This window comes from bacterium (assembly GCA_023145965.1).
Taxonomy (GTDB): domain Bacteria; phylum UBP14; class UBA6098; order UBA6098; family UBA6098; genus UBA6098.
The window spans coordinates 1-6192 of the sequence record JAGLDC010000013.1 but is presented as its reverse complement, the minus strand read 5'-3'; the positions used below and the strand labels follow the sequence as shown (position 1 = coordinate 6192).

Annotated in this window: 5 protein-coding genes; 1 reads left to right on the top strand and 4 read right to left on the bottom strand. The window is 43.1% G+C overall.

All coding sequences use genetic code 11. The features are described from left to right. A partial coding sequence (locus KAH81_01735; GenBank protein ID MCK5832368.1) for a hypothetical protein occupies positions 1-515 on the bottom strand: 515 nt, incomplete at its 3' end. 785 nt (positions 516-1300) lie between these two features. On the opposite strand from KAH81_01735, the gene KAH81_01730 reads away from it, so the two are divergent. Then, positions 1301-4171 carry a HEAT repeat domain-containing protein gene (locus KAH81_01730; protein MCK5832367.1) on the top strand — a complete coding sequence of 957 codons (2871 nt, stop codon included), beginning with the start codon at positions 1301-1303 and terminating at the stop codon, positions 4169-4171. Between the two features lie 629 nt (positions 4172-4800). On the opposite strand, the gene KAH81_01725 is transcribed toward KAH81_01730, so the two are convergent. The 3 genes from KAH81_01725 to KAH81_01715 all read right to left on the bottom strand — a co-directional run. Next, positions 4801-5610 carry a DUF1828 domain-containing protein gene (locus KAH81_01725; GenBank protein ID MCK5832366.1) on the bottom strand — a complete coding sequence of 270 codons (810 nt, stop codon included), beginning with the start codon at positions 5608-5610 and terminating at the stop codon, positions 4801-4803. A gap of 1 nt (position 5611) precedes the next feature. Next, entirely contained in the window at positions 5612-6097 is a 486-nt protein-coding gene (locus KAH81_01720; GenBank protein ID MCK5832365.1) for a hypothetical protein, read from the bottom strand. Between the two features lie 35 nt (positions 6098-6132). Further along, positions 6133-6192, bottom strand: a 60-nt coding sequence (locus KAH81_01715) for an HNH endonuclease (protein ID MCK5832364.1), incomplete at its 5' end; no start/stop codon positions are given.

Here is a 6192-nt window from a genome sequence, read left to right as displayed (position 1 = left end):
TTGCCGGTGCTCAGCATTGTTACTCTGTCAGTTCCATTAGATCTAATAAATAAACCAGTTCCTTCATCTCCAACATCATAATCTAATATCATTTCATAGTAATCGACACCCTCGCCGATCCTCATAGTAGCGCCATCATTTCCTCTAATCATCAAGTTTCCATTATAGATTTCCAGTAGTTCGCTCGGTGTCGAGGTTCCGATACCGACATGGTCGCTGGCGATATAAACATCCTCCCCCGCAGTGCCTATTTCAAGACCGACAAACATCGGTTCTTCGGGGCGTGTTCTTGAAGAGTCATCGGACAGGATAAGGCTATCCACTATTGAAGTATCTGTAACTAATGTTTCCGCAGGTTCGCTTTCAAGAGCAAAACTCAGAGAATCTGGGGATAGAAACTCGATATCCTCTTCGCTTGAGGGTATCCCCTCAACCTCCGAAAACAATACTTCGCTTGTGGATAAGGTGGAGTAAGAAATTAGACCGGAAACTAATAAAACAAAAACTACTTTCATTTTAATCCCAAATATAAGATTGATATTAGATTATTGTTTGCTTAGAGAGAGATTTTTGATAGAAGGGAAAAACCAAAATCTTGATTCTTCCCACCAAAAAATAGAACTTTTAAGTGGAAGGATATCATAATGCATGGCGGGCAATTTATTGAACTGGTGTGGTTTTTTTTCAAAAACCACTTTTGAAAAGTGTAAATTATTAATTAATGAACTATCAAACACTAAAAAAGGAATCGAGAAATTACATCCTAATTTTGGTTTATGCAAAATTAAAAATAATAGAATAACACGAAACTTAATTAATTCACTGTGCAGAGAACTTATATTCATATTAAACAACTAATTAACAGCTTTAGGTAATTACACAAATGCTTCTAAAACCCTTAACACAACAAAAACACAATTTCAATTTAGCTGTTTTCTCCTACAATAATATATAGATATTAACTCATATTTCCAGAATAAAATAGCAAATTAAAATATTTTTTAGCTGTTTCGCCTCTGGTGTATCGCGAATATCTTGCTATATATCAATAACTTACAATTGCTGACCTTATAGGAATAAAAAATACTTAACATGTTAATAGCATACACTTTTCTTACTCTCTTGAGGCGATGATTTATTTAACAAAAAATAAATTATCTTAGCGCAATACAAATACCATTAAGATATAGTGTTGCAGCAGTAATTTGAAGTTATCTATGTGACTTAGTTTAAAAAAACCGCTTTTGTAATACATATTTATGTTTAATTTATAGAGTTATGAATTTTACGAGGAGTTAATATGAGACGGATTATTTCTTTAATTGCCTTTTTCCTTTTGGTTATGGTTGCGCTTGCTCAGGATTTTACACCCGATAATTTCCCTCCAGCCATAGATGAATTCTCGCGTGCGAAAATAGATTCCATGCTGGATTTCTCTGGTCTAACCCGCACTGACGCAGAATTCGAGAAAAAATGGGCCTCGGATACACTTTTCCAACTTAAGATAGTTAAACGTATGCTGGATAAGCCGTTCGAGTTGCCGGACACGCTCGATTCATGGACACGTCTCGCCCTAGATAATTCAGAACACCCCGGGAATAACATCAAATGGGCTTTCTCTCTTATCGATGCCAAATTATCGAGTAAAACGATCTCGAAATTTGAGAAGCAAATTTACAGAATTGCCGCTAAAGACAGAACTGGCGAGGAAATAGCTGAACCTTATCGCACAGCTATAAGATATTTACTAGCCTCTTTCGATATAGCCTCAGAACACACCGAACGCATGATGGAAAAGCTTCCTCCAGCTTCGCGCGATTCGCTTTTATATTTGCTACCGACATTCTGGACAGACAGCGAGGACACACTCGACGACAGCCTCAGCATCTACCTGCTAGAACTGGTTTCAAGCGATTTCGATACGAGTAATGAGGTTGCTCTGGATTCGCTGTATGAAGCGATGTATAATTTTTCTTTAGAGGAACTAGGCCTTGCAACTCAAGCAGTCATACTGGGCGTGAATATGGCAACTAAAGCAATGACAGAAACCTCTAAGCCAGTTGAAATGCCCACCGAGCTTATCACGCGTTGGGGCAAAGCAATAATTGGATGTAATTCTACTGACATATTCGAGGATGCTCAGATAATCCTCGATCCCGGTGGTGACGATATCTATAATGGCCTTCATGCAGCTGGTCGTGTTGGAAGCAAACCCTTCGGTGTGGTTATAGATATAGCAGGCAACGATTTCTACGACGGCCGTTCAGAGATTTTCAATCAGGCTTCAGGTGTTTTCGGAGTCGGGTATCTTCGTGACATCGAAGGTGATGATACATATAGATGCACTCATTACGGTCAGGGTTCCGGGCTTTTCGGCGCGGGTATTTTAATCGATGAAGCAGGCGATGATAATTACTCTGGTGGGGTCTTTGTTCAGGGCGCAGGGAACTTTGGTGTCGGCGCTTTGATCGAAGGCGACGGCGAGGATAGTTACCGTTCTTATTGCCACGCACAGGCCTTCGCCGGCCCAAAAGGATGTGGTCTTTTAAATGACCATGGCGGCTCAGACCAATATTTTTCCGGCGGAAAATACTCCCATGCGCCCCTCGCCCCTTTTGATTACCATTCCTTTGCTCAAGGATTCGCTATCGGTTGGCGACCTGATGTCTCCGGTGGCGTCGGCTTCCTTTTCGATAAGGAAGGGAACGACACATATACCACGGGCGTTTATGGCCAAGGGGTTAGCTACTGGTATTCCATCGCTGCACTTATTGATAACGCTGGCAACGATGTTTACACATCGGTCTGGTATCCTCAAGGCTCAGGGATTCACCTCTCAGTTGGTGCGCTTATTGACCGCGCTGGCAACGATATCTATGTTTCACCACAAGGCCCCGGTCAGGGATCTGCGCACGACTATTCCGTCGGCTTCTTCTCCGAATATCGCGGCAACGATATATATGTCATCGATGGCGGCAACGGCACCTCGCTTACCAATTCCTTCGTCCTTTTCCTCGACCGTAACGGCGACGACCTCTATGCCAAACGCCGCCTAACAAGCTCCAATTGGGGCTATGCACGCGGAGCACGCGGCACAGGAAGCATGGGCCTTTTCCTCGATATAGAGGGAACCGATCACTATTCAGACATCACTCTCGCTGGAAATAACAAGCGCTGGTTCACCGGTGATATCGGTTTCGGTATGGATATCTCTGGTGAAAAATTCCCCGACCCGGTGAAGGAACTGGCGGAAGAGCTTGCCGAGGAAGAACCCGATTCCGACCGCACAATTGAGAGTATTTTCAATGATGCATCCCTATGGGGAGTGGGTTCCGCTAAAGACAAATCCGACAAGGCTTTTCAGGAACTGCTCGATTCAGGACAAGTCTCGGCGGATTATATATGCGAAAAGCAGCTCGATACTAAATCCTCCTTACGCACTCGCACAATACAGCGTTTTTGCGAGAAAAAACCGGAACTTATAAAGCCTTGCCTATATGCCACACTTCACGACAATGATAACATCCGAAGACGCGGAAGCGCTATATACTTCCTCGGCGAAATTAAAGACGAAGAGGCGGTGGATTCGCTTCTTCCATTCTTGAAGATCAAGCGAACGCGTATAGGCACTATCTCAGCGCTTGGTAAGATCAAATCGAAGGATGCAGTCCCGCAGATTATGAAATGGGCGACGGACAAAAAGCAAGCTGTGCGCTATATGGTCGCCAAGGCTCTCGCCAGTATTGAAGACGAACGGGCGATTCCTACGCTTTTAAAAGCTCTGAACGACGATTACCTAACAGTGCGCCTAGCCGCACAATATGGTATTGTTAATATGCGCGAGCAGGCCTTCGATGTTGCACTCGAGGAACTTGACAATTTGGAAAAACCAGCAATTTATCATATACTGCGCGTTATTCAATCTTCATGTAAAAAATTCGAGGCTGATACAACGCTCGAAAAGGTTGTTATTGAAACAAGGCTCTCGGCAGCTCGAGGCGCTGTTTTAAAACTCCTCGATTCCAATGACCCAATAATTCGTGGACATGCAGTTAAATGCCTTGGATCATTAGGCGGCAAAGAGACAATTGCCGAGATGAGAAGGCGCTTCGAACTCGAAACCGATCCCTTTGTTCGCTCGATGTTCGAGCAGGCTTTAAAGAACAAATAATAGGTATTAAAAATTGCTATTATAGCAAAACCCCTTAGGCAAGGCGCGCTTCCCCTCTGTCATTTCGACCCGAAGGGGAGAAATCTCCCGCAATAACCCTGTCATTTCGACCCGTAGGGAAATCCAGAATTTTCCTCCCATCCCGTAGGAAAACACCTTGTGTGCTCCCGGTCGGCCGAGCCCCTTTTCAATTATCAATACTCAATTATCAATTGTCAATTTCCCATCCCCATTCCCCTCTTTTCAAAGAGGGGTGGCACAAACCGCGGTCGCCAGCGGCGACAGGCAACGTGCTCGACGCGGAGCGCGGTCGGCCGAGCCGACTGTCGTATTGCTCGCCACGGAGCGCGACTCGCTCCGTGGGCGCAAGATTTCCGCAATGAAAACGGGAGGTCGGCAAGCCGCTCTTAATGTAAAATACATTCTACATGATAATCCCCCCTGTCCTTCGGACATCCCCGGCACCGGACCTTATTAAGGGGGGCAAAGCTGTCCACGAAACCCCCTTAACAAGGGGGGCGGAATTGCGTAAGCAATTCCGGGGGGATTAAAAAAACGGCGACCACATGGGGTCGCCCCTACAGCCAACGAATCAAAACTATTTTAAAAGAACGAACGACGCCGAGTGTCTATTTAACCGCACCTACGCCGGAGCGCAGGGGCGAAATAAAACGGTCAAGAATAATTTTTTCTGCACGGTCTTTTCTTTGAGAATCAAAACTAGAAACCGATTGCGCACCTAAATCCATTAATTGATTTATCGATTTATCTTTTACCTTCTCTATTTCTGCATAAACTGCGAACGAATTGAATTCGTAACCGCCACCTTCATACTTAAGACACGATTTAACAGCTTGGTCACACTGGACTGTTGATTGAATTGGAAAAACGAATAATGGCTTCCCACCATTCCTACATAACCATGGTATTTCATACAGGTTACTTTCGTCTATAGCAGGTTCGTGCCAGCCTTTTAACAATTCGGGGACTTTTTGTTTAATTCGTGATTCCATAAATTCCTCAAACTCTTCGAAGAAAAGCGAACTAGCTCTTTCGAATTTCCATAGAGATATATCTGATATTCGAATTAACCCTTGAATGAAATCCCAGAAGGCTAATCCAGCATCCTCATAATTTGCCTCTGTTAGAATTTCCCCTTCATAATAAGTTAAATCATGGGTAGAAAGGATACCATTAAGAATCTTCTTTCGCGTTTCTGAATTGATATCAACATCATATGAAACATGCATTAATGTATTCCCATGGTCTGTAAAACGAAGCTTACCGTTAATTGTTTCTATAAAAGCTACGAATCCATCACCATCCTCAAAAACAAAGGGTGTTAACAAGCGATAAGTGTTTTTACCCTCTTGCTTAAGAGCGATTGCTGTTTTCATGGCTTCATTTAGTTTGCCATTTATTTCTTCTATGAATCCCATTTTAGAACAACTCCGGTAATACAGGTGGCGTCTCACGTAAATATGGAACTGGTCGAATATTAACTATCTTTGAAAAAATCGCAAGAGCTGAATCGATGTTGTTAAATTTATTTGTTTCCTCAGCCCAGCCTTCAGGTTTCTTCCCAGCTTCAATGTATCTCTGAGTAGCCTTATGGATATGACAAACGAAGTCAGTATTGTCGCCTTCTATTTTATTCGGGTGTTGATGAGTAGGCCCGTTACATCTAAGAAGAGGTATATTCTCACCAGTTGCTCTGTCTATGTAGATAAGGCCAATCGAGAAATTTAACGGATCACGTATGTTTTGACGAATAAAAACCCTAAACCTGGTTTTTGTCTCTGTTTCAAGCTCTTTGTTGAACCTTTCGTGTCCGTTTTCTCTGGTTAGCCTTATTCTCTGGTGCCCCAGCCATATTTTCTCTTCATGAATGAGTTGCTCAATCTCGATGTCCGTTAATTCAATCATATATACCTCTCAATTTATATTTATTTCAAATTTTTTTATTTATTCCCCTTCCTCCTATTGCACTCTTTGCAAAGCATCTGGCAGTTGGCTTCGTC